A 26,437-nucleotide genomic window follows, 5' to 3' on the forward strand; every position below is an offset into this window, starting at 1 on the left:
GTCACAGATTCAGTCACAGATTCAGCCATCGATTCAGGACGTTCCCGAATGACCGCTTTCCCCCCGTTGCTGGCAGAACTCTTCGACATCCGCTCGCCGTCGACGGCGATGGATGCCGCGCTCGCGCACGCCATCGACAGCAAGACGAAACCGCCCGGCAGCCTCGGCGCACTGGAGCGCGTGGCGCATCGTATCGGCCGCATTCAGCAGAGCACGATGCCCGAACTCACACGGGCGGCCATGCTCGTATTCGCGGGCGATCATGGCATTGTGGCCGAGGGCGTGAGCCCGTATCCGCAGGCCGTCACGGCCCAGATGGTGCTCAATTTCCTGCGCGGCGGTGCGGCCATCAATGTCTTTTGCCGTGCCAACGGAATCGAGATGGAAGTTATCAACGCCGGTGTGGCGTGGGACTTTCCGCCTCACGCTTCGCTCGTCGATATACCGGTCGCGCGCGGGACCCGAAACTTCCTCGAAGCGCCCGCCATGACCCGTGAGCAACTGGAGGCGGCGCTCACGGCCGGCGCGGCGCGCGTGGTGACGCATGCCTCGCGCGGCACGCGCATGATCGGCTTCGGAGAAATGGGCATTGGCAACACATCGTCGGCGGCGTGTCTTATGCAGCGTCTGACGGGGCTGCCACTGTCCGTGTGTGTGGGGCGTGGCACCGGGGTCGACGACGCCGGGCTGGCCCGCAAGACCGCCATCCTCGAACGCGCGCTGGCCGCGCATCCGTCCGGCGGCGGCTCGCCTGCGGGAGGCGACGCGCCGCACGCGCCCGATGCACTGGACACGCTTGCGACCTTCGGCGGCTTCGAGATCGCGATGATGACGGGCGCCTACCTTGCCGCTGCAAAGCTCGGACTCGTGATCGTGGTGGACGGCTTCATCAGCACGGCGGCCCTGTTGGTGGCATCGCGCGTGTCGCCCGCGGTACTCGACTACTGCGTGTTCGCGCATGCGTCCGGCGAAGCCGGGCATCGCGCAATGCTCGACTCGCTCGGTGCCGAGCCGATCCTGCAACTGGGACTGCGTCTGGGCGAAGGCACGGGCGCGGCGCTGGCAATGCCGCTGATCCAGGCCGCCGCCGCATTCCTGCGCGAGATGGCGACATTCGAGGGCGCGGGCGTGAGCGATCGCGGGGCGGCAGGCGCATGACGACGTCCGTCCCGGAGCCTTCGCACGACGCTGCGCGCGACACGCGTGACACCCGTGACACGCGTGATGACACGCGCGATCTCGTCGCGACCGATTGTCCCGCGCCATCGCCGGGAGCATGGGAAACCCCCGAGGCATGCGAGGCATCTCTGTGCGGGTGCCGCGGGCAACTGCGGCTTTTTCTGACCGCGCTCGGCTACTTCACGCGCGTGCCGATCCCGCAATGGGTGGGCTACTCCCCGGCGCAACTCAATGCCGCGACGCGTTTCTTCCCGCTCGTCGGTGTTTTCGTCGGCGCGCTGGTCGCTTTGTTGACGCTCGCCATGAGCCACGTCTGGTCGCCGCCTCTCGCGATTGCGCTGGGTCTCGGCGTGAGCGTGCTGCTCACGGGCGCATTTCACGAAGACGGGCTGGCCGATTCGGTCGATGCGCTCGGCGGTGCATTCGAGCGTGAGCGCGTGCTGGAGATCATGCACGATTCGCGCATCGGCACCTACGGCGCCGTCGCCTTATGGCTGGCGTTGGCGATCAAGTGGCAGGCGCTTGTCGACATTCAGGCGTCGCATGGATGGGGAGGCTTCGCTGTCGTCCTCATCGGCGCGCACGCCGCGAGCCGCAGCATGGCCATCAGTTTGCTGCGCGCGCTCGATTACGTTCGCTCGCAAGGCAAGGCCAAGCCGGTCGCACAGCGTCTGGGTCTTCCCGGTTTGCTGTTCGGCGTGGCATGCAGCGTACCGTGGTGGGTGTGGCCCGACTGGCGCGCGGGCGTGACGGGGGCTGTCGTGCTGATGGCGTTGCGCGCGGGGTTCATCCGCTATCTGCGCCGCCGGCTGGGTGGCTACACCGGCGACACGCTTGGTTTCGCACAGCAACTCGCCGAACTCGCGCTGTATCTGACGGTGTGCGCATGGACCTGATCCTGATGCGTCACCCGCGACCGGATGTGCCCGGCAACGTCTGTTACGGCAGGGCCGACGTGTTGCCCAAGGAGGACACGCTGGAGGCGGCGACGCGGCAAATGTGTTCGCGCGTGCTCGCGACCCTGAGCGGCGCGCGTCGCCCGGTCGCGATCCATACCAGTGCGCTGCTGCGGGCACAACGGGCGGCCGAGCGTATGGCGTTCGAATTTCAAGTGCCACTGCTCGTGGACGAACGTCTCGCGGAAATGAATTTCGGCGCATGGGAAATGCGTTGCTGGGACGATATCGCGCGCGACGATCTGGATGCCTGGGCGCAGGATGTCTGCGGGTTTTCACCGCCCGGTGGCGAGTCCGCGCGCGAAGTCGTGTTGCGAATGAACGCGTGGGCGAGAGCGCTTCGCTCGCGGGTGTCGAGCGCCAGCGAGGTCCATGTCGCGATCGCCCATGCCGGACCGATCCGTTTGCACACGGCGACGGCCCTGGGCCTGCCGACGACGACATGTCTGACGTGGCCACTCGAATTCGGCCACCTCTGCCATCTTCATGTCGCCGATGACGGCCGGGCGCGCCTGATTCGCTGGAATGCCTAGCGTGTGACACGCTGGCCCGGCCGCACTCGCCACGCTCACTTCGCCGTCGTCGGACGCCGCGAGCGCGCCAGGTCGAGGTCTTCGCAAAGGGTGCGCGCGCCCTCCAGAATGCGCGGGCTGGGGCGGTTGATGAGATCGCCGTCGATACCGAACAGGTTGTTGCGGGCCACCGCGGGCAACTGCGGCCATTGGCGCCAGTTGTCGAGCGTGGCGAGCGGCTTGTCGGACTTCGTTGCCCCCTGCGTGGCGGTGAACATCGCTTCGGGCGCTTTCGCGAGCACGGCTTCGATGGATACGCGCGGCACGAGCGGTGTCTCGTTGGCGAACACGTTCACGCCGCCGCACAGCCGGATCACGTCGCTCACCATATGCGTGCCGTTCAGCGTCATGAGCGGTTGCGCCCAGACCTGATAGAAGACCGGCACGGGGGCGCGCGAGGCGTATTGTATGCGCAGCGCTTCGTAGCGGGCGCGAAAAGCGTCGGCCGAGGCCTGCGCCTTCGCAGGCGTGCCCATCAACGTGCCGAGCGTTTCGATGGCCGAAGGCAAGTCGGTCAGATGCTTCGGTTCCGAGTAGAACACCGGCAATTTCAGCTGACGCAGCGCTTCGACCTGACGCTGCGAGTTGCCGTGCATCCATACGACGAGCACATCCGGCTTGAGTGCAAGAATGCGTTCGAGATCGAGCGCGCCGTTGTCACCCACTTGCGGCAGGCGCTGCGCGGCCTGCGGATAGTCCGAATACTTGACCACGCCCACGACCTTGTCGCCCGCGCCAGCGGCAAACAGCAGCTCCGTCGCATGCGGAGCCAGACTCACCACGCGTTGGGCCGGGGCGGGCAGGGTGACGGTCGCACCGGTGTCGTCCTTGACCGTAACGCTCGCATGCGAGAACGAGGCAGAGGCGGCGAACGCGATGGCGCACGCGACGGCAAACGCTGGGGAGAGGGAGAGGGCAAAGCGACGATGCTGACGAGGGATCATGACCGGAACGATGGGTGACGAACCTGCAAGGCGGTGTAAGGCGTCGTAGGAGATACCGGCGGCCTGGGGGCTTGTGGACGGCGAATTGCGTCGGATATTCGAGACAATTCACAACGTGCGACGATTACCGCCACGAACGCGCCATTTTCGGCGGGTTATCGCGTAACGACAAGCGTTTGCCGCGCAAGGCATCGAACCGATGTCACGCGACGGCTGTCGAACGGTGCGTGACGCTGGCGTTCCGATGGCCGCGCCCTCGATATGTGCGGGATCGCGCCACTGGCGCGGGTGCCGGGCAGCGAAACGATGGCGGTGAGAGACGGAACGCAAGCGCGGAAAGCATACGCAATGGATCTGGCGTACGAAGCCTGAAGGAGTTCGAGTGGTGAAACGAAATATTGCTGTCGTCGGCGCATTGGCGCTTGCACTGGTCACGTTGCTGGGGGCGTGCGCTGCTCCGGGCGGGGGAAATGGGCCGGGTGCGAGCACCGGCGGCACCGGCAAGGTCGAGGCCTACGGTGTGATCGACGGGGGTGTGAGGGTGGTCAGATAAGCCGCATCGTCCAAAGCTGCATCGTCCGGAGCGACGTGCAAAAACCACCACGCCCCCTGCCTCGCGAAAGTTCAGGGGGCGTGGTGTCGTGCGGCGTGCCGAACGTAAGTGGAACGTTACTGGAACGTTACCGGAGCATGACAGCGGCACTTGACGGACCGCACCGTAGCACCGGACCGGAACCCGGGCCAGCGTGCGGCCAGCCGGTCCGGGTCAGTTCGAGGCCGGTGCCGGAGCCGCAGCACCGGCGTCCGATGCCGGGGCGCTCATGGCGGCACCTGCATCGCTGGCCGGCGCCGAGTTATCTGCCGGAGCAGCGGCCGGAGCCGATGCCGTCGTGTCGGCACCCGGAGCGGCCGATTGGTCTTCCTTTTTCGAGCAACCCACCGTCACGATGGTGGCGGTCAGAAGCGTGGCGAGCAACAGCGGCAGTTTTTTCATTTGGTCGTCCTTTTAATTGGGGAAAGCCCTTGCGAAAGAACCTTCAGTCTAGCGGCGCCCTTCGGCGATGACTGTGTGCATTTGTTGCAGAAATGCTTCAATTTGTAACGAAAACGGCGGGATCGCCCGTCTTCTAATGCCGCGTAAGCGATACGGGCACGTTAAGTCGGAGCGCTCCGACGGGCGTACGCGCACCCCCCGCCGCATCCGTTTTGAAGCATAACGAAAAAATTGGATGGCAGCGTTCTTCAGCAGTTCCCGAAAAGTGCGTTCGGGAAGAAATCCGGGGCCCCGGTAGAGAGCAACGGGACCGCTACGCGGCCGAGGCAACCGCTATTGCCGTGCGCAAGCGCTGCCATCCGTCTTCCGAAGGCGGCAGCCCCAGCCGGAGGCTGGGTAACGACTGTACGGTCGATTGTGCGGTCGATTGTGCCGTCGTTTGCGCCATTCCCTGCGGGCATGGGACCGGACGCGGGTCGAACAACCGGGTCCACACCCCTTGCGCGGCCAACCGTTCGTGCCAGAGCGCTGCCGAGACATGCGGTGTCCATGCGAAGAGCGGAGTGCCGAACGCCGGCCAGCCGTGCTCGCGCAACAGCGATAACAAACGTTCACCATCGCGCAACAAACGTTCGCGAGCCGCCATTTGCCAGGCCGTGTCGGTCAAGGCCGTTCGCACGGCGAATCTTGCCGGGCCGCTGACGGTCCACGCTCCCAGACGTTCGGCCAATCGTATGCCGAACGGTTGGGGGCACAGCGCGAATCCCGCGCGAATGCCCGCCAGGCCGAAGAATTTGCCGACCGAGCGCAGCACGACGAGGCCGCCCTGCCCGACATCCGTGGTCATCGACGCGTGTGGCGCAACGTCCGCGAACGCCTCGTCGACGATGAGCATGCCGTCTCGCGCCGCCAACAGCGCGTGCCAACGGCGCAGCGTTTCGCGTTCGACGCAGCGTGTCGTCGGATTATCGGGATTCACCCAAACGAGGTAGTCGACGTCGGGCAACCCGGCTTCCGGGCCGAGCCACGGCACGAGCGTATGGCCCGCCTGTGCGAAGGCCGGGGCGTACTCGCTGTAGGTGAGCGACGCGATGGCGACGCGCCCGGGTCGCAGCAGCGCAGGGATCGTACGGATGACCGCTTGCGATCCCGCGCATGGCACCACCGTTTCGACGGGCACACCGTAATAGCTTGCTGCCACGTCGCGCAGGTCGTCGAACGCATCCGGCAGGTCGCGCCACGCACTCGGCGGTGGCATCGGCACGGGATAGCCGAGCGGGTTGATGCCTGTCGACAGGTCCAGCCAGTCCTCCCGCAGCCGCCCGTAGCGGCGGATGGCTTCCCCCAGATTGCCCCCGTGGCGGGGCGCGGCCTGCCCGGGAGCCGGGGGGGGCGACGATGTCGAGGGGCTCGTTGCACCGGGCAGATCAGGCGATTCGGGGAGGTCGGGCGAGCCAATGGCGCCGGAGAATGCGGTCGAAGCGGGCATGGGGGTTACAGCAGCGTGGCGGGCATGGCGTCGGCCTGAGAGGCCGCGTACAGCGCCAGCGCGCCGCTCACGATCAGCCACATCCACATGGAACGGGAAATAAGCCGCCACGCGGCCCGGATGTGCTGGGCGGACGGAGCCATGCCGCAACCCAGCGGCGGCCGCGTTTCCCATTCGCCGTGATAACGCGCCGGGCCGCCCAACTGGACGTTGAGGCTGCCGGCGCCTGCGGCCATTACCGGACCGGCGTTGGGACTCGACCATGCGCCGGCCTGCGTTCGCCAGCAAGCGATGGCACGGGCCACGTCACCGAAGATCGCGTAGCTTGCCGCCGTCAGGCGGGCGGGGATCCAGTTCAGCACGTCGTCGATACGCGCCGCCGGGCGGCCGAAGTACAGAAACTTGTCGGTGCGATAGCCCCACATCGCGTCGAGCGTGTTGGCCAGACGGAACAGCACCACGCCGGGGGCGCCAGCAATGGCGAACCAGAAGAGGGCGCCGAAGATGGCATCGTTGCCGTTCTCCAGCGTCGATTCGACGGCGGCGCGCGCGAGATCGGACGCGTTTGCCTCGTCGGTATCGCGCGAGACGATGCGCCCGGTCAGCTCACGCGCCCGGGCGAGGTCGCCATCACGCAGCGCGCGCGCGATCGGCATCACGTGTTCGCGCAGACTGCGTGCCCCCAACGCAGCGTACAGGGCCAGCGCCTGCCACAGAATGCCGCCCCAACCGGGCAGGAACGTCAGCGCCCACGCGATCAGCACGGGAATCAGGAGCATGAGTGTCCACGCCCAGGCGCCGCGCGTCATGGCGTTGAACGGTTTGTCGCGCACTGCGGGATCGTTGAGCCACGCTTCGACGCCGTTGGCGATGTAGCCGAAGCCGACCAGCGGGTGCCATCGGCGAGGCTCACCGAGCCAGGCGTCGAGCAGCACGCCGATCAGCGCGGCGAGCCAGAGCGATTCGGGGGCGAGTCCAGTGAGCATCGGCCTGTCCTCTTATCCCTTGATGGCCATCGGCAGGCCGGCGACGACAAAACGCACACGCGGTGCGAGCGCGGCGACCCGCTGGTTGAGACGTCCGAGTTCATCGACGTAGCGACGCGTGAGCGAGCCCATCGGAATCACGCCAAGGCCGATTTCATTGCTGACGACCACGATCTTGCCGGGCAGCGCCACAAGGGTGGCAGCCAGCGCGTCGACCACGCCTTGCCACTGCGTGTCGGTCGCGGGCCCCTGCGGATCGTCGTCGGGCGGGCACAGCCAGCCCGCGAGCCATAACGGCAGACAGTCGACCAGCACGCAACGCCCGTCGCGCGCAACGTCGCGAAGCGCTCCGGCGAGATCGCGGCCCACTTCCACCGTCTCCCAACGTGCGGGACGGCTGGCCCGGTGACGGGCGATACGCGCAAGCATTTCGGGCTCCTCGCCCAGCGCGGCGGTGGCCACATAGGTGACAGGCATGCCGGTTTGGGCGGCGAGTCCTTCGGCGAATGCGCTCTTGCCGGAGCGTGCGCCGCCGAGAACGAAGGTCAGGTCAGGGGAAGTCGTGACGAGGTCGGTCATGGACGATATTGTACGAGCGCCCGATGCGATAATCCGCCTCATGAGTGAAATCCCTGTCAAATTCCAGGCCCGCACGGGCGGCCGGCGCGGCACCCTGATGATCCAGGGCACGACGTCCGACGCAGGCAAGAGCACGGTCGTCGCAGGCCTTTGTCGTTTGCTGTATCGCGAGGGCGTGCGCGTCGCGCCGTTCAAGCCGCAGAACATGGCGCTCAACAGCGCGGTGACGTCCGATGGCGGGGAGATCGGCCGTGCACAGGCGCTGCAAGCGCAGGCGGCCGGCATCGCGCCGCACACCGACTTCAATCCGGTGCTGCTCAAGCCAAGCAGCGACCGGGGCGCGCAGGTCATCATCGGCGGCAAGGTCATGGCCGATCTCGATGCGCGCGCCTATCACGAGTACAAGCCGCGGGCGATGGCGGCGGTGCTGGCCGCCTACGAGCGCCTGCGCACCGGCTACGAGGCCGTGCTGGTAGAGGGCGCGGGCAGTCCGGCCGAAGTGAATCTGCGCTCGCGCGACATCGCCAACATGGGGTTCGCGGAAGCGGTCGACGTCCCTGTGCTGCTCGTCGCGGACATCGACCGGGGCGGCGTCTTCGCGCAGATGATCGGCACGCTCGCGTGTCTTTCCGAGAGTGAGCGCGCGCGCATCAGGGGTTTCATCATCAACCGGTTTCGTGGCGATCCGTCGTTGCTCACGAGCGGGCTGACATGGCTGGAGGAGAAGACGGGCATTCCCGTGCTCGGCGTGCTGCCTTATCTCCATGGGCTGCATCTGGATGGCGAGGACATGTTGCCCGCGCAACGTCACAAGGCGGCCGGCGACGCCGCGCGCCTGCGGGTCGCAGTGCCGGTCCTGCCGCGCATCAGCAATCATACGGACTTCGACGCACTGCGAGCGCATCCGCAGGTCGACTTCCGCTACGTGGGGCCGGGCGAAGTGTGGCCGGCGAGCGATCTGGTGATTCTGCCCGGCAGCAAGCATGTGCGCGCCGATCTGGCCTGGCTGCGAGCGCAGGGCTGGGAGCCGGCGATTGCGCGGCATCTGCGCTACGGCGGCAAAGTGCTGGGTATCTGTGGCGGTTTGCAGATGCTGGGCGCGGCGATTCACGACCCGCTCGGGCTGGAAGGCGAGGCGGGCATGACGCCCGGCCTGGGCTGGCTGGAAATCGAAACCACGATGCAGGCGCAAAAGCAGTTGCGCGTGGTGACGGGGCGCCTCACTGCCGGAGATGCGCCGGTGACCGGATACGAGATTCATATGGGCGTCACGTGCGGGGCGGCGCTCGGGCGTCCCGCCGTCTGGCTGGAAGGGGGCATCGCAGACGGCGCCCGCTCTGCCGACGATCAGGTGATGGGCACGTACCTGCACGGTCTGTTCGACACCCCCGAGGCGTTGCACGCATTGCTTACCTGGGCGGGCGCGCGCGATCTGGCGCGGCAGGACTACAACGCGCTTCGCGAGGCGTCACTCGACCGGCTGGCTGACTCGTTTGCCGAGCATCTCGATCTGGCGCGTGTCTGGGCGTGTCTGCGCCAGGGGGGCTGACGCGAGTCGTCGATGGCCGGGACGGGACAGTCAAGGGCAGCTAAGGACAGCTAAGGGCAGCTAAGGGCAGGCGTGGAGGCAAGGATGAGAGGCTCCGGGAGCGACCGGACCAGAATCCGAAGCGTCATCCAGCCGTTGTAAGATGTGCGGCAAATCGACCTCGGGGAGTCAGCAATGCCGGTGATTGTGGTGGCGAATCCAAAGGGTGGCGTGGGCAAAAGCACGCTGGCGACGAATCTGGCCGGCTATCTCGCGGCGCAGGGCCATGCCGTGATGCTTGGGGACACGGACCGTCAGCAGTCTTCACGGGCGTGGCTGGAGTTGCGTGCGCCGGCGTTGCGCCCGATTGCCACCTGGGACGTCGATCACAACGACATCGCCCGTCCGCCCAAGGGCACGACACATGCGGTTCTCGATACCCCGGCCGGGCTGCACGGCAAGCGTCTCGATTCGATTCTGAGGCTCGCCGACCATATTCTCGTGCCGTTGCAGCCGTCGATCTTCGACATTCTCGCAACGCGCGATTTTCTTCAGAAGCTGGGGGAAGAGAAGGCGGTGCGTCAGGGCGCCGTGCGCATCGGCGTCGTAGGCATGCGGGTGGACGCCAGAACGCGCGCGGCGGATCAACTCTCGCGCTACTGCGAGGAGGCGGGGTTGCCGGTGCTGGGCATGCTGCGCAATACCCAGAACTATGTCCAGCTTGCCGCGCACGGCCTGACGTTGTGGGATGTGGCGCCGGGGCGTGTCGAACGCGACCTGACCCAATGGGACGGGATTACCGCGTTCGTGACGAAGTGACCCGCGCAGCGCTGCCTTACTTGGCGGCCTGAGCGGCTTCGAAGGCGCGCGTTTCTTCCCATGCCTGGAGCGGCACGTGATCGCGTTCGCCCTTTTGCACGTTCTTCTCGTCGACGAACACCAGCTTCGGCTTGAAGCCGGCCAGAACTTCCTTTTCCTCGACCTGGGCGTACGACACGATGATGACGATATCGCCGAGTTGCGCGCGACGCGCTGCCGCACCGTTGAGCGAAATCATGCCGCTGCCACGCTCGCCACGGATGGCGTAGGTGGTGAAGCGTTCGCCGTTGTTGACGTTGAAGATGTCGATTTGCTCATTTTCGACAAGGCCCGACGCTTCGAGCAGATTTTCGTCGATCGCGCACGAGCCTTCGTAATGCAATTCGCAATGTGTTACGGTGGCGCGGTGGATCTTCGACTTGAGCATGGTGCGGTACATGGCGTGCCTCTTGTGTTGCGATGTCGCGCGCGTGGCGCGACGAAAGATGCGAGCGCAATCGGCCATCGGCAGACGACCGACACGCGCGCGGCTTGGCGCCCGGGCGCACGCGGCATCGGTTCGACCCGAGGCCACGCGCCCGGCGCTCAGATTTCGAGATTGTCGATCAGACGCGTCGACCCCAGTTTTGCGGCGGCGAGCACCACCAGGCTGTCTGCCGGTGCCGCGCCGGGTGCCGGCACGCGCAGATTGGCGCGCTGGCGAATCGACACATAGTCCGGCTTCCAGCCACGCTCGACGAGCGTCTTCATGGCTGCGGCTTCGAGCGCCGCGTAGTCCGTCTTGCCGGCGTTCACCTCGTGACGGATCTCGTTGAGCAGACGATAGAGCTGGGGCGCTTCGGCGCGCTCGGCGTCCGAGAGATAGCGGTTACGCGAGGACAGCGCCAGGCCGTCGTCGGCACGCACCGTCTCGGCGGCAATGATCTCGATGGGCAGCGCGAATTGACGGCACATGCTGCGCACGATCATCAGTTGCTGGTAATCCTTCTTGCCGAACACGGCCACGCGCGGCTGCACGCACGAGAACAGCTTGGTGACGACCGTGCAAACGCCCTTGAAGAAACCGGGGCGGAACTCGCCTTCGAGAATGTCGCCCAGATCGTGCGGCGGCTCGACACGGTATTCCTGCGGCTCGGGGTACATCTCCTTTTCGTCCGGTGCGAACAGCACGTAGACGTTCTCGCGCGTGAGCTTTTCGACGTCGTCGGCCATCGTGCGCGGATACTTGTCGAAGTCCTCGTTCGGACCGAATTGCAGACGATTCACGAAGATGCTGGCCACGACCGGATCGCCGTGCTGGCGCGCGAGTCGCATCAGCGAGAGGTGACCTTCGTGCAAATTGCCCATCGTGGGCACGAAGGCGACGCGATTCTGTCCGCGCAACTGGTCGCGCAGTTCGTGAATCGAGGGAATGACTTTCATGGGGCGCTCAGTTTGGGGTGTAGGTCAGGCGGACGTAGATCGGCGCGAACGGCTCGGCCTGCGTGATCTCCAGCAGGGACTCTCGCGTGAGTTCGAGCATGGCGATGAAGTTGACCACGACGACCGGCACGCCGCGCGTGACGTCGAACAGTTCGGTGAACTCCATGAATCGCGCGCCCTGCAGGCGTCGCAGAATCTGGCTCATGTGCTCGCGCACCGACAGTTCTTCGCGGGAAATCTTGTGATGCTGCACGAGTTTGGCCCGGCGCAGTACCTCGGCCCATGCCGCGCGCAGATCTTCGGCGTCGACATCGGGGAAGCGCGGTTGCAGGCTCTGCTCGATGTAGACCTGCGAGCGCAGGAAGTCGCGGCCGAGCACCGGGAGCGTATCGAGCTTCTGCGCGGCGAGTTTCATCTGCTCGTACTCCAGCAGTCGACGCACCAGCTCGGCGCGCGGATCCTCGGCTTCTTCGCCCGTGTCCGCCTTCTTGACCGGCAGCAGCATGCGCGACTTGATCTCGATGAGCATCGCGGCCATCAGCAAATATTCGGACGCGAGTTCGAGATTGGAACGGCGGATCTGTTCGACGTAGAGCAGGTACTGCTTCGTGACCTGCGCCATCGGAATGTCGAGTACGTTGAAGTTCTGCTTGCGGATCAGATACAGCAACAGGTCCAGCGGGCCTTCGAAGGCTTCGAGGAAGACTTCGAGCGCGTCCGGCGGGATGTACAGATCGTTCGGCAGCGCGAAGAGCGGCTCGCCGTATAGACGGGCGCGCGCTACACCGTCGACCGTGTCGGGCGTGGAATCGTGCCCGTGCTGCGGCGCCGGAAGCTCCGTGGCCGTGCCGCCGGCGCTCGCCGGGCGGGCAGTTGCCGCCGTTGGGGAGGGCGCCGCCGTCGCTGCCATCGCTGCCATCGAGTCCGGCGCGCCGGTCTGCTGTTCGGATGGCTCGGCCGGCGGAGCGGACGTGTCGGCCGGTGTGCCGGGGGGGGCGTCCGCGATGTCGCCCGGCGTGTCGTTCCGGCCATCGCCGACGACCTCGCCCGCGGCGTCCGGGCCGCCCGCTCCCTCTGCTCCTCCCGCCGTCGCGTCGACGTGCTCGGGCACCGGCGCGGTCTCTGCGCTCGGGGCGGGCATGTCAGGCGTACCGGTCGTATCGGCCGTATCGGTCGTGCCGGGCGTGACAGCCGCGGACGACGCAGGGGACACGGAAGACACGGAAGACGTAACCGAAGTCAGCGCCGGATCGTCGGGAGGACTCGGGTTCAATGGAGAACTCGGCGGGAAGGCTGGGAATTACTCGCCCTGATAGACGTAGGGCTGCTGCGCCACACGCGACTGCTGGGCACGGCTACGTTCGTCCAGATCGATCGGCTGCTTGTCCCACAGCAGGGCACGGCCCTTGCGTTGCTCCGCTTCCAGCGTCGGCTTTTCGGCCTTGAGTTGCTTGATGAATTGGGTGATGTCGGACTCATACATGGTCGATTGCTTCAAAAATAGGCAAAAGCGGCGCCGTCGCGACAGCGCCAATCGACGCAGATTCTACCGCAAACCCGCCGATATTCCCCGTTTTGGGCGTTTTGGCCAATTTGCCCGATTTTGGGACGCAGCGGTGAACTACCCGAAGGGATATGTTCAAATACGCTTCATATACGCATCGCGCGTTGTCTTGTTATGCCATGCTGGCGGGCATCGTGCGTTCGAGCGTTCGCTTGCGCAATATTTACGGCACGCCGGACCACCGGCGGCGATATTTTCAAGGAAGGTTTTGACCGTCTCGCAGATCAAATCCGGACACGACGCTGGCCGTCGCTTCGGCGCGCACCTCTTGTGCCGCCAACTTTGCCGCCAATTTGGCCGTCACCTGCGCCATGTGCGTCGACCGCCCGCCAACCGGGGAGCGCTGGTCGCGCTGGCCTGTGGCCTTCTCTGGCTGCCCGGCCTCGCACACGCGGACTACCGGGTGCGGGTCGACGCGCCCAAAGACGTCGCCAAACTCCTCCGGGACAACCTCGACGCCGTGCGTTACGCCGAACGCGACGACATCGGCGACGCGCAGTTCGAACACATCATCGCCACGATCGGCGAGCAGGTGCAGGAACTGACGTCCACCGAGGGCTACTTTTCTCCCGTCACTCACGTGGACGTCGCCACCATCAATGGCAAGCGCGACGTCGACATCAAGGTAGACCCGGGGCCGCGCACGCATATCAAGGACGTCGATCTGAAATTCACCGGTCCGGTCGCGGATCAGGACCCGCAGCGTGTGACGCAGTTGCGCAACGCCTGGGAACTGCCCGTGAACGCGCCGTTTCGTCAATCGGACTGGGACAAGGCCAAGAACGACACGCTGTTCCAACTGGGGCAAAAACGCTATCACGCCGCGAAGATGACCTTCTCGCGCGCCGTGGTGGACGCCGACCGCGACAGCGCGTCGCTCGCGGCGACGTATGAGAGCGGACCGCCTTTTACTCTCGGGCCGCTCGTTATCTCGGGCACGCGCCGCTATCCCGAGCAGATCATTCGCAACGTCAATCCGCTGTCCGAAGGAGAGCCGTTCGACGCGGACCGTCTTCAGGAACTGCAACGCCAGATTCAGGCCACGCCGTATTTTTCGAACGTCATCATTTCGGTGACGGAAGATCCGGCGAAAGCCGAGAATGCGCCCATCGACGTGAAGGTGCGTGAATTCCCCGAGCATCGCGTGCAAAGCGGCGTCGGCTACACGACGGACACCGGGGCGAGCGTCAATGGCCGTTACTCCTACTACAACCTGTTCGGCAAGGCGTGGACGTTCGATTTGCAGGCGCGTCTGGAACAGTACCGCCAGGGGGGGTATGCCGAAATCGGCATGCCGCCCGACACAAGCGCGTACACCAACAGCATGCGTGGCTCGTTTGATCGCACGTATCTGAACGGCCTCGATCAGCGCTCCACGCAAATCGGCATCAAGCGCGCCTGCTCGCGCGAACGTTACGACTGGGCCTATACGCTGGATTTCTATCGTACGGACGAGCGTCCCGATGGCGGCGTGCGCTTTCTCAACAAGGCGCTCGTGCCGGCGTTTTCGTGGAACCGTCGCGACGTGGACGACCTGATCTTCCCGCGCAAAGGCAACATCATCAACACGCAGATCGGCTTCGCGGCCAAGCCGCTGCTGACCGATCAGAGCTTCGCGCGTCTTTATGGCCGTATCCGTCAGTACTTCCCCGTAGGCGAGCGCGATCTCGTGCTGGCGCGTCTGGAGATCGGCGCGGTGCTCACGAACGGCAACAGCAACCGGATTCCGTCGTCGTTGCTGTTCTTCGCGGGCGGTACGTCGTCGATTCGCGGCTATACCTATCAGAGCATCGGACGTCAGCAAAACGGCACCACGTTCCCGACGAAGTACCTCGGCACCGCGAGTCTCGAGTATCAGCGCTGGTTCACCCGCGACTGGGGCGCGGCCGTGTTCTGGGATGTTGGCACCGCGACGGACGACTATCGTCACCCGACACCGCTCTACCACGGTGTGGGCGTGGGCGTGCGCTGGCGCAGCCCGGTCGGCCCGGTGAACCTCGACCTCGGCTACGGCGTGCACGACAGGCAGTTCCGTCCGGCCATCTCGCTCGGGGTGGCGTTCTGATGATGACGACACAACTTCCTGCCGCCACGCTATCTGGCGTACGCATCCCACCGCGCACAATGCGATCCATGGGCGCTATGGGCGCTATGGGCGCTACGGGCGCCACGGGCTCGGCCTCCATGCCCGCTGCCGTCGCGGCAGCGCACGTTCGCGACGACGCGCGCGAGCCGACCATGACGCGTCCGGACGCGCAGGGCGGCGATGTGCCGCCGTCCTCGCCGTCCTCGGGAAACGATCAGGCGCCACCGCCGCCGCCACGCCGCAGGCGTTGGGTCCGCACGCTGCTGAGCGTGCTGCTCGCGCTCGTGTTCCTCGTGGTGTTGGCGCTCGGTGCGCTGCTCTGGGCGATGTCCAGCGAGCGCGGCAGTCGATGGCTGTGGCAGACAGCCGTGTCCACGCTGGGCGGCAAGCTCGGCGGCGAGTGGCGAAGCGGCAGTGTCTTGCATGGCTTCACGCTCAACGACATACGCTACCTCGACGGCGCGACGCGCATCACCATCAGCCGGCTCGATAGCCGCTGGGACCTGCGCCTGCGTGGGCTGCACTTCACCGTCGACAAACTGCATGCGGGCGACGTCGAACTGGCGTTCGCGCCGTCGCCTCCGTCGAACACGCCCGCGACAATGCCGACGAGCCTGCGGTTGCCGCTCGGCCTGACACTGAACGACGTGCGCGTAGCGAAACTCACGATGCATTCGCCGGCCCTCGTGCTGGAGGACATTCGCGTGAATGCGCGAAGCGATGGTACGCAGCATACGGTGCAGATCGAACATCTCGGCACGCCGTACGGCGAGGCGGTCGCCAACCTGCAACTCAACGGTCTGCGTCCGTTTGTGTTGGGCGGCAACGTTGGCTTGCAAGCGAAGGCGGGCGGCATTCCGGTGGCATTGAAGGCCGATCTGTCGGGCTCGCTCGACGCCCTTGTCGTCGATCTGCGTGCGAGCGGCGAGAAGCTGAACGGCACGGCGCATATCGCGGCGTCGCCATTCGGTGCGGTACCGCTCTCGCGGGCGCAGATTGCGCTCGACCACATCAATCCCCGCGATTTCGCGCCGGATGCGCCGCAGGCGGACCTTGCCGTGCAGGCCGACCTGCGCCCGGCGCCGGGCGCCACGACCTTCCGTGTTCTGGGGCCGGTGTCGATCGTCAATGCCAAACCGGGCGCGATCGACGCCGGCTCGCTGCCCGTCGAGAGTCTGCGCACGCAGGTCCTGCTCGACGCGACGCGGCAGGCGTTGACCGGCATCGAATTGAAGCTCGCGGGCCGCGCGGTGCTCACGGGAAGCGGCGAGTTGCGACGCGAGCCCGTGAGCGCGGCCGCAGCGGCCGCGAAACCGGAAGCGCCGGCGTCAGCTTCGGCGGCTTCCGTTGCCTCGGCGTCAACCGCGCTGAGCGGCGCGGGCGCGGCAAGCGGGGCGAGCGCCACGGCACCGCCAGCGGCGGCGCTCGCCGAAGCCACGGTCGGCGGATTCGCCCTGACCATGCGCGAACTCGATCTGCATGCCCTGTACGGCAAGCTGCCCGCGACCAAACTCGGCGGTCCGCTCGACATCAAGCTCGATGCCGCGGGGCAACGTATCGCACTCGACTGGCGCGACGCCGCACACCGCGTGCTCGCCGACATCGGACTCGACGCCAGGGGCACCACGATCCATGCGCTATCCCTGGACGCGGGGGCCGGCAACGTCGCCGCCACGGGCGTGCTCGAAAACGGCGACGCAGGCGCGTACAAGGCACAGATCCGTCTCACGCGCTTCGACCCGGCCGCTTGGTACGACCTTTACGGCCTTTACGACGTTTCCGGTCGGCAAAAGCGGGGTGTGAAAACGCCGGCGGCAAGCGTTACGGGACAGTTCGATGCGCAGGGGGCGTTGCGTCCCGAATTCGGTCTGACGTTGAGATTCGCGCTACAGGACAGCGTCTACGCGGATCTGCCGATGAGCGGCGCCGGGACGGTGAAGCTCGCGGGCACGCGTTTGCTGCCGAGCGATGCGAATCTGCTCGTTGCGGGCAACAAGGTGCTGCTGCGCGGCAGCTTCGGCGCGCCGGGCGACAAGATGGCGGTGAATGTCGACGCGCCGTCGCTCGACAAGCTGGGTTTCGGCCTCGCGGGCCGTCTGCAAATGGACGCTCAGGTGTCGGGCACGATGGAGCGTCCGGCGGTGGTCGCGACGCTTGCGGCCGACAAACTCGTCTTCGGCGCCCAGAAGCTCGACCATCTGGCAGGCAAAGTGGATGTGAGCGGCGGGTTGCCCGGCGCGGCAGCCGATCGTTTGAACGTGACGCTAGACGGGCAGGGTTTCATCAGCGACGTCGTGCGCCTGGACACGCTTTCGCTGGCGTTGGCAGGCACGCGCGGCGCGCATACGTTGCATCTCAAAGCGCGCGGCAAGTTGCGCGAAGCGCCGCTGGATATGAACCTCGACGCGGCGGGCGCCGTCACGAACAGTCGAGGCAAGCCGGGCTGGAAAGGCACGATTCAGACGCTGACGAACCGCGGCGTGCCGAAGCTCGATCTGGCCGCGCCGTGGCAGCTCGAGGCGAGTGCCGAGCGCGTGCATCTTGGGCCGGCCAGGCTCGTCACGGGCGCGGGTGCGCTCTCGCTTGCAAACTTCGATTACGGCGAAGGCCAACTCAAGACGGCGGGCACGATCGACACGCTCGACATCGCCCAGGTGCTGCATGTGGTGCAGTCGTTTACCGGCGAGCCGTCGTCCGTTGCGAGCGATCTGATCCTCGATGGCAAATGGAACGTCAATGCGGGGCAACGTGCGGACGGCTTCGTGGAAATCGTTCGCCGCAGCGGCGACGTCACCCTGCGCCGCGGCGGCGTGAACGATAGCGTCAAGGTGACGGTCACGGGCATACCCGGCCTGAGCGCGGAGAAGGGCGGCGTGGGTGCGCGCGTGCCACTGGGTATTTCGGCGTTACGCACGCGCGTCGACCTGTCGGCGCAGACCGCGCGTGCCACGGTGACGGCGGTGTCGTCGCTGGTCGGCACTCTCGATGCCGATGTGCAGGCCGGTCTGCGCGTGCAGGGCGGTATGCCGAGCGTGCCCGATGACGCGCCGCTCACCGGCCGCATCGCCGTCGCCATTCCGAACCTGTCGAAGTTCGAAGACCTGGCCGGCGCGCAATTCAGTTTCAAGGGACGGGCGAACCTCAACGTGACGCTGGCGGGGACGCTTGCGAAACCGCGGCCCACGGGGCAACTGACCGCCGACGATCTGTCCGTGCAGATGTTCGATACCGGCGTGAGCGTGAAGGACGGCAAGGTTCGCATCGACCTGACGCCGACCGAGATCGTCCTGCGCGACGTGGTCGTGACGGGCGGTGGCGGCGGCACGGCGCGCGCGACGGGCAATATCCGTCTCGACACACCGGAGCCCACGCTCGGCATCGCGCTGGTTGCGGACAGGTTGCAGTTGTTCGCGGCCCCCGACCGTCAGCTCTCGCTGACTGGCGAGGCGAAGGCGACCGGAAGTGGCGATGCGATGGCGGTCAATGGCAAATTCACCGTCGACCGTGCGCGTTTTGCGTTGCCGCCGACGAGCGCACCGAGGCTCGGCGACGACGTCGTCGTCGTGCGTGGCGGCGCTCAGGCGCGCACCAGGCCACTCGACCCGAAGGATGAAGCGGCACGCATCGGCGCGCAGCCGACCAGCCGCTTCTCACCGCACATCAACGTCGAGGTCAATCTCGGCCGAGACTTCCGCTTCGTCGGGGCCGGCGCGGACCTGTTGCTGCGCGGCAGCATGCGTGTGCAGAGCGATCCGCTCACGCCGATGCGTGCGACGGGGACCATCACCGTCGCCGAAGGAACGTATGAGGCCTTCGATCGCAAGCTCGCGATCGAACGCGGCGAGATCAACTTCGTCGGTCCGCTCGACAATCCCAACATCTACATTCAGGCCATGCGGCGCAATCAGGAGGTGGCTGCCGGCGTGCTCGTGACGGGCACGGTGCGGCAACCGCGTGTGTCGCTCGTGTCCGAGCCGAGCGTATCGGATGAGGAAAAGCTGTCGTGGCTGATGTTCGGTCACGGGCCGGATGGGGCAGGCCTGGGGCAGCGTCAGGCGATGGCGGGCGCGGCGACCGCATTGCTCGGCGCGACCGGCGGCAAGCGCATCATCAAGGATCTGGGCATCGACGAGTTCAGCATCGGCACCAGCGATTCGGGGCTGGCGGACGACGAGCAGGTCGTGAAGGTGGGCAAGGCGATCTCGGACAACTTCGCGCTGGGATACGAGCAGAGTCTGACGAGCGCGGCCAGTATCGTGAAGATCACATGGCAGGTGTCGCGTCGCTGGCAGCTTGCCTTGCGTACCGGTTCGCTCTCGGGCTTCGATGTGCTGTTCAATCGTCGCTTCGATTGACGGCGGGTTTGCCGGGCCTTCGGGCATTTGCGCATCCGGGGGCGGGCATGCCGTCGTGAAACGTGAAGAGGAGAAGGTAACGATGAAAATGTCGCTTGATCTTGAGCGCGGCGCGCATGATGCGCGCCGGGGCCTTCGCTGGGGAGTCGCTATGGGATTGTTCGCCAGTCTGTTGGGATTGTTCGGCTGCGATCAGCAGCAGATCGACAAAGTGCATGAAAAGGCGCGCGATACGTTCAATGCCGTCAAACCGGACGACATGCTGCTGCGCGATCTCAAGCCGGGGGTGAGCACCGAGGCGCAGGTGCGCGACCAGATGGGTAAGCCGGAAATCGTGTGGGAGAACGACGACGGCTCGCGACGTCTCGAATATCCGCGCGCGCCGGGCGGCCTGAAGACCTATATGGTCGACATCGGCGCCGACGGCAAACTGCGCCGTGTGACGCAGGCCCTGTCGGCCGAGAACTTCCAGCAGGTGCAGCCGGGGATGTCGCAAGACGAGGTACGGCGGCTGCTCGGCAAGCCGACCACGGTGGAGGAATACCGCCTGAAGAAGGAGACGGTGTGGAGCTGGCGGTGGCTCGAAGACGGCGTGAACTCGCCGGGCATGTTCAATGCCCACTTCGGGCCGGACGGCCGGGTGACGGTGACGTCGCGCTCGCCCGACCCGGCATCGGAGCGTCCCTGACGTATCTGCGGTGCGTGTGGCGCACCGGGCGGGGGACGTTCATTGCGGCGTCGCGCCCGTCACCTTGGTCGACGGCGACGTCTGTGCCGATTGTGCGTGCGCTGCCGAATGGCGGTGACGGTTCGTCACCATCCGGTCATGCAGGCGCACGATGATCCGGCTTCCCGTTTTCTCGAAGGCGAACGGCAGCACCGCATGCACCAGGCAGGCGAGCAAAGCGCCCAGCAAGGGAAGGGCGAACGACAGCGCGGAACCCATGTGCTGGAGATAGCTTTCGCCGACAGAGGCAGGATGGCGAGTGAAGACTTTCATAAGGACCTCTGTTTCAGGAATGTTTCCAAAGTCTACCTGCGTGCATGAGGTAAAGGCTTTCAAATGTCCTCCCAAATCGGGTAGGATTTGGAAAAGTTTTTCCTTTCGGGGGCCATGGTGGACAAAACCGATCTCGCAATTCTCGAAAATCTGCAAGCCGATGCCTCGCGCTCGCTTGGCGAACTGGCCGAGGCCGTGCATCTGTCACCCACACCGTGCTGGCGCCGCGTGCAGCGGCTGCGCGAAAACGGCGTCATTACCGGACAGGTGACGCTGTGTGATCCGCAGCAACTCGATCTGCGAGTGACGGCCTTCGTCTTCATCAAGGCGGCCACCCACAGTGAGGACTGGATGCTCCGTTTCGTGGCCGGGGCGCGGGAATTGCCGGAGATCGTCGAAATTCACCGTATGGCGGGCGATATCGACTATTTGCTCAAGGTCTATCTGCCGGACATCGCGGCTTATGACCGCTTTTACAAAAAACTCATCCGCGTGGCCGATTTACAAGACATCAGCGCCAGCTTCTCGATGGAGACGGTGAAGTTCACCACGGCGCTGCCGGTGGATCATCTGCGATGACCGTGGCATCCGGGCACCGGTAAGACGCCGTCGAATCGTCGTCACAAAATCAAACACCCCGAGGCCGGCTGGGCGGCACTCGGGGTGTTGAGCGTGCAACGCGTGTGTCTTACTTCACACGCATGCCCGGCTTGGCGCCGTTATGCGGCTCGAGAATGTAGATACCCGGTTCGGCCTTCTCGTCAGCGGCCGACGCCGCCAGCACCATCCCTTCCGACATGCCGAACTTCATCTTGCGCGGCGCGAGGTTGGCGACCATCACCGTGAGCTTGCCGACCAGCACTTCGGGCCGGGGATAAGCCGACTTGATGCCCGAGAAAACGTTGCGGGTTTGCGCTTCGCCCACGTCGAGGGTGAGTTGCAGGAGCTTGTCCGATCCGTCGACTGCCTTGCAATCGACGATGCGCGCAATGCGCAGGTCGATTTTCGCGAAATCGTCGATGGTGACGATCCCGTCGTCGGTCTTGCCGGTCGTCGCGGCGGCCTTTTCCGTCTTTTCCGTCTTTTCGGCCTTCGCGGTCCCCGCGGTCCCCGCGGTCTCCGCGGTTTTCGCCGATTTGTCCTTGCCCTTGGCCGCCGCGGCGTCGCTCGCCGGCGCGCCCGCTTGCAACGAGTCGCGGTTGGCCGCGAGCAGCGCCTCGATCTGCTTGCCTTCGACGCGCGTCATCAGATGTTTGTAGGCCGAGATGGCGGTATCGGCGCTGAGCGCACGCCCGATGTCCTGCCACGTTTGCGGTGCGATGTTCAGGAACTGTTCCACCGCCTGCGCCGTGGCCGGCAACACCGGCTTGAGATACAGGGTGAGCAGGCGGAAGGCTTCCAGGCACACCGAGCAGGCCTCGTGCAGCGCGCCGGCCTGTGCCGGATCCTTGGCCAGATCCCACGGCTTGACCGTGTCGACGTAACCGTTGATCGCGTCGGCCTGCTCCATCACCAGACGCAGCGCCTTGCCGAACTCGCGGCCTTCGTAATAGACGGCGATTTGCTGGGCGGCGGCGCGCACCTGTTCGAGCAACGGTGCCTGCATGGCGTGCGCCGACACACGGCCGTCGAAACGCTTGATGAGGAAACCCGCCGCGCGGCTGGCGATGTTGACATACTTGCCGACCAGATCGCTGTTCACGCGCGCGACGAAGTCGTCGAGATTCAGGTCGAGGTCTTCCATCGTGTTGCCGAGCTTGGCGCCGATGTAATAGCGCAGCCATTCCGGATTCAGACCCGTGTCGATGAAGCTCTGTGCCGTAATGAACGTACCGCGCGACTTCGACATTTTCTGGCCGTCCACGGTCAGGAAACCGTGCGCGTACACGTTGGTCGGCGTGCGGTGGCCCGAGAATTCGAGCATCGCCGGCCAGAACAGCGTGTGGAAGTACAGGATGTCCTTCCCGATGAAGTGGTACTGCTCGGTGGTCGAACCGGGCTTGACCCATTCCTCGAAGTTCAGGCCGCGCCTGGCGCACAGATTCTTGAAGCTGGCGTAGTAGCCGACCGGTGCGTCGAGCCACACATAGAAATACTTGCCCGGCGCGCCCGGAATCTCGAAGCCGAAGTACGGCGCGTCGCGCGAGATGTCCCAGTCGGCGAGCGTCGATTCGCCGTCTTCGCCGAGCCATTCCTTCATCTTGTTGGCGGCTTCCGGCTGGGCGAGTCCGGACACCCACTGGCGCAGGAACTGCTCGCAGCGCTTGTCCGAGAGTTTGAAGAAGTAGTGCGTGGACGTCTTGCGGACCGGCGTGGCGCCCGAGACGACCGAGTACGGGTTGAGCAGGTCGGTCGGCGCGTAGGTCGAGCCGCAGACTTCGCACGAGTCGCCATATTGGTCCTTGGCGCCGCACTTCGGGCATTCGCCCTTGATAAAGCGGTCCGGCAGGAACATCTCCTTGACCGGGTCGTACGCCTGCTCGATGTCGCGCGCTTCGATCAGGCCCCGTTCCTTGAGGGCGATATAGACGCTCTCGGACAATTCGCGGTTTTCTTCCGAGTCCGTCGAATAGTAGTTGTCGAACGAGATGTTGAAACTGTCGAAGTCGCGCTTGTGTTCCGTCCAGACGCGATCGATCAGCTGTTTCGGCGTCAGGCCTTCCTTCTCCGCGCGCAGCATGACCGGCGTGCCGTGTGTGTCGTCCGCCCCGACGTAGTACACCTCATGGCCCTGCATTCGCATGAACCGTACCCAGATGTCGGTCTGGATGTACTCCACCAGGTGGCCGATGTGGATCTGGCCATTGGCGTACGGCAATGCGGATGTAACGAGAATGCGGCGGGACATGGGGATTGACTGTGGTGGGTTGAGAGATACACGAAAGGACGATTCTAGCAGGCGGGGCGGGTTGACGCCCAAACGGGCGTCCCGGACGGCGAATCGGTGCCGGGTTGGCACGCCGTCGGGCAAGCGGCCAAAAAAAAAGCCGGAACCAGGTTCCGGCATAACTAGGCACACGTAACGTCAATAACAAAGAGGAGATGAAAGCGCCCACGGTAGGCACTTCCGAAGGGTCTGAGCGATCACGCGGGGGATTAGTTCAACCGATGTGCCGACTTTCGATGTTGCGTTGCAGCATGCGTGGCGGACGGTGAAGCGGACGGTGAAACGGAGGGGAGCGGCGAGGGGGCATGCAAACGCACACCCGCCGGAGCGGGCATGCGCTTGGACCTGGCGGGTCAGCCGCGCGGCGCTTGCTGTTGCTGCGGGGCTTGCAGCAGGATTTCGACGCGACGGTTCTGGGCGCGGCCTTCGGCGGTGTTATCGGGCGCCACCGGCTGGCTCGAACCGACGCCGACGCCTTGCAGACGACGGGCGTCGACACCGCGGCTCGTCAGGAACTGGATCACGCTGTTCGCACGGTTTTGCGACAGCGGAATGTTGATCTTGTCCCCACCGGTGCTGTCGGTGTGACCGATCACGCGAGCGGTGATGCCCGGGTTCTGATTGAGCGAATTGGCCAGATCCGTGAGCACGGCTGCGAAATTCGGCTTGATGGCGTACTGATTGGTATCGAAGGTCACGTCGCTGGGCACGTTGACCTGAAGCTGCCCGTCCGGACGCTCGGAGATCTGCGTGCCCGTACCGGCCGTGTGGCCGCCCAGTGCATTCTTGATCGATTGCCAGTTGTAACCGGTGGCGCCGCCGGCGGCTGCGCCTACCGCGGCCCCGATCAGGGTGCCCGTAGTGTTGCCACCGATGAGGTTGCCCAGACCTGCCCCGACCGCCGCGCCGACACCGGTGCCGACCGCCGTGTTCGTGCCCTGCTGCGTCTGGCACCCGGCGAGCATGGCAGCGGCAACCAGTACGAGCGCGGAAGCGCGCAGAGTGTTCTTCTTCATTTGAGGCTCCTTATCGATTAGCTAGCTGTGATGAAACACGCGTAAGCACTTCGTCGAAGCACGCGCGCGCCGCAGGGGTTTTGAACCTGACGGCGCGACGTCTTTTACAATAGCGCTGAGCTTCAACCGCAGGCAAGGACAAATTGCCGCGACGGCTGGTTCCCCATAACACGCGCGCCTCGAATGCTAGTCGAGAGCGTGCGCCACGGTTGTTACAAGTTGTTAGCGCAACGCCGGGCTTTCCCGGCGCGCCTCGACAGAGCGAGAGACCCACATGGAAGTCGCCCAAATCAATGAAGTGCTGCGTGGCATCGTCGTCCCGGACACAGGCCTCGACCTGATCGCCGGAAAGTATGTCAAGGAAGTCGCGGCCGAGCACGGTCACGTCGCTATCACGATCGAATTCGGCTATCCCGCGAAAAGTCAGTTCGAAGCGATGCGCACGCGAATCGCCGAGGCCGTCGGCAAACTCCCCGGTGTCGAGCGTGTGGCCGTCGACGTCGGCCAGAAGATCGTATCGCACGCCGTTCAACGCCGGGTGAAGCTCCTTCCCAATGTCAGGAACATCGTGGCCGTCGCGTCCGGCAAGGGCGGGGTCGGCAAGAGCACCACGGCGGTGAATCTGGCGCTCGCGCTGGCCGCCGAGGGCGCCAGTGTCGGTATTCTCGATGCCGACATCTACGGCCCGTCGCTGCCGACGCTGCTGGGCATTCACGGCAAGCCGGAATCGAAAGACGGCAAGACGCTCGAACCGATGATCGGCCATGGCCTGCAAACCAGTTCCATCGGCTTTCTGATCGAGCCGGACAACCCGATGGTCTGGCGCGGCCCGATGGTCACGCAGGCGCTCGAACAATTGCTCAATCAGACCAACTGGCGCGACCTCGATTACCTGATCGTCGATATGCCGCCTGGCACGGGCGACGTCCAGCTCACGCTCGCCCAGAAGGTGCCTGTCACCGGCGCGGTCATCGTCACGACGCCGCAGGACCTGGCGTTGCTCGACGCGCGCAAGGGCCTGAAGATGTTCGAGAAGGTCGGCGTGCCGATCCTCGGTCTGATCGAGAACATGAGCCTGCACATCTGCTCGAACTGCGGCCACGAAGAGCCGATCTTCGGCGTGGGCGGCGGCGAGCGCATGAGCCATGATTTCGACGTCGACCTGCTTGGCAAGCTGCCGTTGGAGATGAGCATTCGCGTGCATGCCGATGCCGGCATGCCGAGCGTGGTGGGCGACCCGGACGGCCGTGTGGCCGAGCTTTACAAGGCCATCGCCCGCAAGGTCGCCGTCAAGGTCGCGGCCAGGCAGAAGGACATGACCAGCAAGTTCCCGTCCATCGTCGTCCAGAACACGTAAGGGCAAGGGGATCGGGCCGGTGCGGGTGAAAACATCACCGCACCGCAACAATCGCGTAAAATACGCCCACTTTTTACGTACCACCCCAATTCAGGCCCAGACATGAGCATCAAGTCCGACAAATGGATCCGGCGTATGGCCGAAGAGCACGGCATGATCGAGCCCTTCGAGCCGTCGCAGATCCGGTATTCCCAGGACGGGCAAAAGATCGTCAGCTACGGCACGTCGAGCTACGGCTACGACATCCGCTGTGCGCCTGAATTCAAGGTCTTCACGAACATCAACTCGACCATCGTCGATCCGAAGAACTTCGACGAGAAGTCCTTCGTCGATGTCGAGAGCGATGTCTGCATCATTCCGCCGAACTCGTTCGCACTCGCACGCACCGTCGAGTACTTCCGCATTCCGCGAAGCGTGCTCACCGTGTGTCTGGGCAAGTCGACGTACGCCCGCTGCGGCATCATCGTGAACGTGACGCCGTTCGAACCCGAATGGGAGGGCTACGTGACCCTGGAATTCTCCAACACGACGCCGCTGCCGGCGAAGATCTACGCCAACGAAGGCGTCGCTCAGGTCCTGTTCTTCGAATCCGACGAAGTCTGCGAGACGTCGTACAAGGATCGCGGTGGCAAGTATCAGGGACAGCGTGGTGTCACGCTGCCGAAAACCTAGCCTGCCAGACTCGCACTCGCCGCCGGTGAGCA

24 protein-coding genes are annotated in these 26,437 nt (G+C 65.2%); 12 read left to right on the top strand and 12 right to left on the bottom strand.

Going from position 1 to position 26,437, the window contains the following annotated elements:
• Window positions 1–48: 48 nt before the first annotated feature.
• The 3 genes from cobT to AB870_RS06010 are packed head-to-tail and all read left to right on the top strand — an operon-like array spanning window position 49 to window position 2,668.
• The gene (gene cobT / locus AB870_RS06000; protein ID WP_047907315.1) at window positions 49–1,158 is read left to right on the top strand and encodes a nicotinate-nucleotide--dimethylbenzimidazole phosphoribosyltransferase; all 1,110 of its coding nucleotides are present in this window, start codon (window positions 49–51) and stop codon (window positions 1,156–1,158) included.
• Window positions 1,155–2,075 (top strand): adenosylcobinamide-GDP ribazoletransferase, encoded by a 921-nt coding sequence (locus AB870_RS06005; protein ID WP_084663364.1) that lies wholly within the window; start codon window positions 1,155–1,157, stop codon window positions 2,073–2,075. The genes cobT and AB870_RS06005 overlap by 4 nt, the downstream gene beginning before the upstream one ends.
• A complete protein-coding gene (locus AB870_RS06010) occupies window positions 2,066–2,668 on the top strand; it encodes a histidine phosphatase family protein (RefSeq protein WP_047907316.1) in 603 nt (200 codons plus the stop codon). Before AB870_RS06005 ends, AB870_RS06010 begins: the two co-directional genes overlap by 10 nt.
• A gap of 35 nt (window positions 2,669–2,703) precedes the next feature.
• Here AB870_RS06010 and AB870_RS06015 read toward each other — a convergent pair whose 3' ends face one another.
• A complete protein-coding gene (locus AB870_RS06015) occupies window positions 2,704–3,651 on the bottom strand; it encodes a cobalamin-binding protein (RefSeq protein ID WP_047907317.1) in 948 nt (315 codons plus the stop codon).
• 385 nt (window positions 3,652–4,036) lie between these two features.
• Here AB870_RS06015 and AB870_RS26290 point away from each other — a divergent pair, with 385 nt between their 5' ends.
• Window positions 4,037–4,204: a hypothetical protein gene (locus AB870_RS26290; protein WP_157112254.1), complete on the top strand. Its 168-nt coding sequence runs from the start codon at window positions 4,037–4,039 to the stop codon at window positions 4,202–4,204.
• 213 nt (window positions 4,205–4,417) lie between these two features.
• Here AB870_RS26290 and AB870_RS06020 read toward each other — a convergent pair whose 3' ends face one another.
• The 4 genes from AB870_RS06020 to cobU all read right to left on the bottom strand — a co-directional run bounded on the left by AB870_RS06020 (window position 4,418) and on the right by cobU (window position 7,699).
• Window positions 4,418–4,645: a hypothetical protein gene (locus AB870_RS06020; protein WP_047907318.1), complete on the bottom strand. Its 228-nt coding sequence runs from the start codon at window positions 4,643–4,645 to the stop codon at window positions 4,418–4,420.
• A gap of 313 nt (window positions 4,646–4,958) precedes the next feature.
• Complete coding sequence (cobD, locus tag AB870_RS06025; protein ID WP_084663366.1) at window positions 4,959–6,134, bottom strand: threonine-phosphate decarboxylase CobD; 1,176 nt, start codon at window positions 6,132–6,134, stop codon at window positions 4,959–4,961.
• Between the two features lie 5 nt (window positions 6,135–6,139).
• Window positions 6,140–7,120, bottom strand: a complete 981-nt coding sequence (gene cbiB / locus AB870_RS06030) for an adenosylcobinamide-phosphate synthase CbiB (protein WP_047907319.1) — start codon at window positions 7,118–7,120, stop codon at window positions 6,140–6,142.
• A 12-nt stretch (window positions 7,121–7,132) separates the two neighbouring features.
• Window positions 7,133–7,699 carry a bifunctional adenosylcobinamide kinase/adenosylcobinamide-phosphate guanylyltransferase gene (gene cobU / locus AB870_RS06035; RefSeq protein ID WP_047907320.1) on the bottom strand — a complete coding sequence of 189 codons (567 nt, stop codon included), beginning with the start codon at window positions 7,697–7,699 and terminating at the stop codon, window positions 7,133–7,135.
• A 40-nt stretch (window positions 7,700–7,739) separates the two neighbouring features.
• Between cobU and AB870_RS06040 the strand changes: the two genes are divergently transcribed.
• Entirely contained in the window at window positions 7,740–9,248 is a 1,509-nt protein-coding gene (locus AB870_RS06040) for a cobyric acid synthase (protein ID WP_047907321.1), read from the top strand.
• 174 nt (window positions 9,249–9,422) lie between these two features.
• Window positions 9,423–10,046 (top strand): ParA family protein, encoded by a 624-nt coding sequence (locus tag AB870_RS06045; RefSeq protein ID WP_047907322.1) that lies wholly within the window; start codon window positions 9,423–9,425, stop codon window positions 10,044–10,046.
• A gap of 16 nt (window positions 10,047–10,062) precedes the next feature.
• Here the strand turns inward: AB870_RS06045 and panD are convergent, their stop codons facing one another.
• From panD to AB870_RS06065, 4 genes are all read right to left on the bottom strand, one after another.
• The gene (panD, locus tag AB870_RS06050; RefSeq protein WP_047907323.1) at window positions 10,063–10,485 is read right to left on the bottom strand and encodes an aspartate 1-decarboxylase; all 423 of its coding nucleotides are present in this window, start codon (window positions 10,483–10,485) and stop codon (window positions 10,063–10,065) included.
• Between the two features lie 146 nt (window positions 10,486–10,631).
• Window positions 10,632–11,468, bottom strand: coding sequence for a pantoate--beta-alanine ligase (panC, locus tag AB870_RS06055; protein ID WP_047907324.1), 837 nt, complete (start codon window positions 11,466–11,468; stop codon window positions 10,632–10,634).
• A gap of 7 nt (window positions 11,469–11,475) precedes the next feature.
• Entirely contained in the window at window positions 11,476–12,378 is a 903-nt protein-coding gene (locus AB870_RS06060; protein ID WP_047908863.1) for a segregation and condensation protein A, read from the bottom strand.
• Window positions 12,379–12,768: 390 nt separating this feature from the next.
• Window positions 12,769–12,951 (bottom strand): DUF3460 family protein, encoded by a 183-nt coding sequence (locus AB870_RS06065; protein ID WP_047907325.1) that lies wholly within the window; start codon window positions 12,949–12,951, stop codon window positions 12,769–12,771.
• Window positions 12,952–13,345: 394 nt separating this feature from the next.
• On the opposite strand from AB870_RS06065, the gene AB870_RS06070 reads away from it, so the two are divergent.
• The 3 genes from AB870_RS06070 (at window position 13,346) to bamE (ending at window position 20,161) form a co-directional block, all read left to right on the top strand.
• The gene (locus AB870_RS06070; protein ID WP_237170068.1) at window positions 13,346–15,097 is read left to right on the top strand and encodes an autotransporter assembly complex protein TamA; all 1,752 of its coding nucleotides are present in this window, start codon (window positions 13,346–13,348) and stop codon (window positions 15,095–15,097) included.
• A gap of 119 nt (window positions 15,098–15,216) precedes the next feature.
• Entirely contained in the window at window positions 15,217–19,473 is a 4,257-nt protein-coding gene (locus AB870_RS06075) for a translocation/assembly module TamB domain-containing protein (protein ID WP_157112255.1), read from the top strand.
• Between the two features lie 151 nt (window positions 19,474–19,624).
• On the top strand, window positions 19,625–20,161 hold the full coding sequence (gene bamE / locus AB870_RS06080; protein ID WP_047907326.1) for an outer membrane protein assembly factor BamE domain-containing protein: 537 nt from the start codon (window positions 19,625–19,627) through the stop codon (window positions 20,159–20,161).
• Between the two features lie 39 nt (window positions 20,162–20,200).
• Here the strand turns inward: bamE and AB870_RS06085 are convergent, their stop codons facing one another.
• Entirely contained in the window at window positions 20,201–20,473 is a 273-nt protein-coding gene (locus tag AB870_RS06085; protein WP_047907327.1) for a DUF6356 family protein, read from the bottom strand.
• Between the two features lie 117 nt (window positions 20,474–20,590).
• On the opposite strand from AB870_RS06085, the gene AB870_RS06090 reads away from it, so the two are divergent.
• Entirely contained in the window at window positions 20,591–21,052 is a 462-nt protein-coding gene (locus tag AB870_RS06090; RefSeq protein ID WP_047908865.1) for an Lrp/AsnC family transcriptional regulator, read from the top strand.
• 109 nt (window positions 21,053–21,161) lie between these two features.
• Here the strand turns inward: AB870_RS06090 and metG are convergent, their stop codons facing one another.
• A complete protein-coding gene (gene metG / locus AB870_RS06095; RefSeq protein WP_047907328.1) occupies window positions 21,162–23,321 on the bottom strand; it encodes a methionine--tRNA ligase in 2,160 nt (719 codons plus the stop codon).
• Between the two features lie 392 nt (window positions 23,322–23,713).
• Window positions 23,714–24,376 (bottom strand): YiaD family glycine zipper/OmpA-like lipoprotein, encoded by a 663-nt coding sequence (locus AB870_RS06100; RefSeq protein ID WP_047907329.1) that lies wholly within the window; start codon window positions 24,374–24,376, stop codon window positions 23,714–23,716.
• 274 nt (window positions 24,377–24,650) lie between these two features.
• On the opposite strand from AB870_RS06100, the gene apbC reads away from it, so the two are divergent.
• Both apbC and dcd read left to right on the top strand, forming a co-directional pair.
• Window positions 24,651–25,733 (top strand): iron-sulfur cluster carrier protein ApbC, encoded by a 1,083-nt coding sequence (gene apbC / locus AB870_RS06105; RefSeq protein WP_047907330.1) that lies wholly within the window; start codon window positions 24,651–24,653, stop codon window positions 25,731–25,733.
• Between the two features lie 102 nt (window positions 25,734–25,835).
• Window positions 25,836–26,405 (top strand): dCTP deaminase, encoded by a 570-nt coding sequence (dcd, locus tag AB870_RS06110; protein ID WP_039373928.1) that lies wholly within the window; start codon window positions 25,836–25,838, stop codon window positions 26,403–26,405.
• The last annotated feature ends 32 nt before the right edge of the window (window positions 26,406–26,437 follow it).

It is taken from the genome of Pandoraea faecigallinarum (genome assembly GCF_001029105.3).
In the GTDB taxonomy this organism is placed as follows: domain Bacteria; phylum Pseudomonadota; class Gammaproteobacteria; order Burkholderiales; family Burkholderiaceae; genus Pandoraea; species Pandoraea faecigallinarum.